The following is a 2,803-nucleotide window of genomic DNA, read 5'->3' on the forward strand; positions in this document are numbered from 1 at the left end:
ACTAATTCACTCATTTCTTTTGCTATTTCAATGTTTGAAACTTTGTCTTTTAATTTTATTTTTTTATCATTAATAAAGTTTCCTACTTTTTTAATCTTAGTGTTTTCCTCTTGGACATCATTTTGACTAATTTCTAAAACATCTGCCATCGTCTTCTCCTTTCTAGATCTCATCTGCTAACATTATTTTTCTTATTCCTGTCGGTTGCATTTGATATCCAAAATGAACATCTTTGTTATGCTCTCTCATTCTTCCAACTTCAAAAATCATCTGTGCTGTGGCATCTCCTAAGATGATTCCATTTTTTAGTACTTGAAGCTTATCTACTAGCTTGCCTGTTCTTATACCAAACCTTGTATCTGCTGCAACTATTGGAACTATTCCCCAATCAATTGCATCTGAAAGAATATCTAATTCATCTATTTTCATTTCATCTTTATATAGCTGCGTTATATCTTGAATAACATCTATCACTATATAACTTCTTTGTAACTTATTTGCATTTTCACACTCATTTGCAACCTTGGCTAATTCTCGTGGGTTCTCTACGGTTCTAAATTTCCCATGTACATCATATGTATACTTAAAAGATTGTCCATCTGGTCTTGTAACTTCTGTTAAATATCCTTCTGTATATTTATATGTAGAACTTCTTCCCAATTCATCAGTTACACTCTTTAGTTTACCATCTTGATAATAATCAAATGTAAACTTCTGACCATAGTCTCCAACGACTTCTACTAAAAGTTCTTTGGGCTCTAATGCAGTCGGATTATCAGATCCTTCAACAAAATGTTCCTTGTCTTTATTCAAATGTTTTAAATTAAATCGAACACAATCCATTATAGCATAATTAAATGAGATTCCAACCCCAAATTCCAAGCACTAAAAAAGCGACTAAGATTTATTCTTAATCGCCATCTCTATAATGTAATTATAGTTTTAGTTTCCTTGTTCTTGTATTTCTATAAACACACATAAATGATCTGAGTTTGGATAATTTTTAATCTCTAATCTTTTCACTTTATATTTGTTAGTCGGTATTAAAATGTGGTCTATTCTTGTTCGGAAAATTGAGGGAATATTGATGTTCCATGTTCCTGAATTGAATTTTGGAGCATATTCCAAAGCATCTATATGTCTTTTAATTTCATTAAGACTACCATGCTTCATCGTCGCATTAAAATCGCCTATTATAATTGAATCTGGATTATTTTTAGAAATATCTGCAATCAAATCCAAATCTCTTTTCCACATACTCATTAATCCTGGAAGTGGTGGTGCTGTGTGCAATCCTATGATAGGTGGATTATTTTTTGATGTTGATGATAAATGCACCGTTCCAAATCTTGTCATAGGAGTTTCCTTATATATGTTATAATTTCCAAAAGTTTTCTTTATCACAACGGTAACAGGAGCAATACTTCCCTCTGTTGGCTCTGATATATATGCCCCATACTTTTTAAAATCAACATTAGCTTTTTCAAATAAATCTACCAATCTTCTATTAGATTTATCTCCTTTTTCATATCCCTCAAGTTCTGGAAATACTGCTATATCAGCATCAAATTTACCAAAAATATCTTGAATATTTTTCTCATTTATATTATCCGCTACATTCCATTCAACCAATTTTATTGTTCTCTTGTCTATATGTTTTTCTTCGATTTTTTTATTGTCCATTCCAAAAAGAACAAAAGATAAAGAAAGAACTACAGTGAACATTAAAATTAAATTTGCTACATCAATTTTTAATTTAAAGCTATTTCTAAATATTGAGATTAATATCATCAATATCGAAAAAACAATTACAATAAATCCTATCAATGTAGAAAAAGAATACAATTGAGCAAATCCAAATTTTGTTGATAGTATTTTGTTTAATTTTCCGTCCGAAAAATAAATATAACTACATCCTAATACCGCGTATATTGAGAACAATATACTTATGACAATTTTCTTCTTTTTCATTCTTGAAAATTCATTCCTCTCTGCCTTGTAAACTAAGAGACAGCGACCTGAATAAATCGCCATCTCTATTGTTATGCAAATCCATAGTTTTGTCAATCCCACTAGAATTATATTCATGAGCTGTAGCCCACTGTTCTGCTGCCGATGATCCTATTGATTGTTTCATTAATGCGTTCCACAAACAATGTCTAAATACTTCTTTAACTTCTATCCAAGCTAAATTAGGATGGAACATTACAAATGCAGACTGTGATGTAGACGTGTCAGCTTTCCTTCTCTCTTGTTACAATTCCATTAGGAAAATGTGCTCTGATAGGTGCCGGCGCAGTTGTGACATGTGATGTTCCAGATTATTCTCTAATGCTTGGAGTTCCAGCCCAACAAAAAGGATGGGTCTGCGCATGCGGAGAATTGTTGCATGAAAACTTAGAGTGTAAAAAATGTGTAAGAAAGTATGAAGCTCGTAAAAATGGGATAGTTTCATTTTAAGAAACTATCCCATTTTTTCATTATCCCAATGCAGAATTGTTATTCGGTCTTCTTCCTATTGCTCCCAATAATTATTTTCTTCAATTAGCTTATAATAATCTGCGGCAAGAATTCCTCCTACTGTAAGATCTCTATAACCTCCTTTTTTGTAAACATACTCCCTTCTAACTCATTCTTCGGACCATCCACATTTTTTATATAACCTTTTTGATGGCTCATTGCTAGTAAACATATTGACATCTAATCTATTTAACCCCAATTCATCAAAAGCATAACGCATAATTGCCATAACCGCATCCGTTCCAATACCCTTGGTACGTTTTTCTTTTGAAGATAGTTTTAT

General features: G+C 31.8%; 5 protein-coding genes. 1 reads left to right on the forward strand and 4 read right to left on the reverse strand.

What is annotated here, in order from left to right:
• Positions 1–162: 162 nt before the first annotated feature.
• The 3 genes from BMY79_RS11640 to BMY79_RS12070 all read right to left on the reverse strand — a co-directional run bounded on the left by BMY79_RS11640 (position 163) and on the right by BMY79_RS12070 (position 2,206).
• Positions 163–843: an RHS repeat domain-containing protein gene (locus tag BMY79_RS11640; protein WP_029066906.1), complete on the reverse strand. Its 681-nt coding sequence runs from the start codon at positions 841–843 to the stop codon at positions 163–165.
• Between the two features lie 99 nt (positions 844–942).
• On the reverse strand, positions 943–1,971 hold the full coding sequence (locus BMY79_RS11645) for an endonuclease/exonuclease/phosphatase family protein (RefSeq protein WP_022750271.1): 1,029 nt from the start codon (positions 1,969–1,971) through the stop codon (positions 943–945).
• A 10-nt stretch (positions 1,972–1,981) separates the two neighbouring features.
• Complete coding sequence (locus BMY79_RS12070) at positions 1,982–2,206, reverse strand: DUF6973 domain-containing protein (RefSeq protein ID WP_027422489.1); 225 nt, start codon at positions 2,204–2,206, stop codon at positions 1,982–1,984.
• Positions 2,207–2,301: 95 nt separating this feature from the next.
• On the opposite strand from BMY79_RS12070, the gene BMY79_RS11655 reads away from it, so the two are divergent.
• Complete coding sequence (locus BMY79_RS11655; protein WP_177176458.1) at positions 2,302–2,460, forward strand: hypothetical protein; 159 nt, start codon at positions 2,302–2,304, stop codon at positions 2,458–2,460.
• 169 nt (positions 2,461–2,629) lie between these two features.
• Here the strand turns inward: BMY79_RS11655 and BMY79_RS12670 are convergent, their stop codons facing one another.
• Positions 2,630–2,803 (reverse strand): GNAT family N-acetyltransferase, encoded by a 174-nt coding sequence (locus BMY79_RS12670; protein WP_083383578.1) that lies wholly within the window; start codon positions 2,801–2,803, stop codon positions 2,630–2,632.

The organism is Lachnobacterium bovis (assembly GCF_900111325.1).
Lineage (GTDB): Bacteria > Bacillota > Clostridia > Lachnospirales > Lachnospiraceae > Roseburia > Roseburia bovis_A.

Bases quoted from the DNA above. Each gene is read 5' to 3' on its own strand.
- BMY79_RS11645 (WP_022750271.1), bottom strand. From the start codon at position 1,971: ATGAAAAAGAAGAAAATTGTCATAAGTATATTGTTCTCAATATACGCG.
- BMY79_RS11640 (WP_029066906.1), bottom strand. From the start codon at position 843: ATGGATTGTGTTCGATTTAATTTAAAACATTTGAATAAAGACAAGGAA.
- BMY79_RS12070 (WP_027422489.1), bottom strand. From the start codon at position 2,206: ATGTTCCATCCTAATTTAGCTTGGATAGAAGTTAAAGAAGTATTTAGA.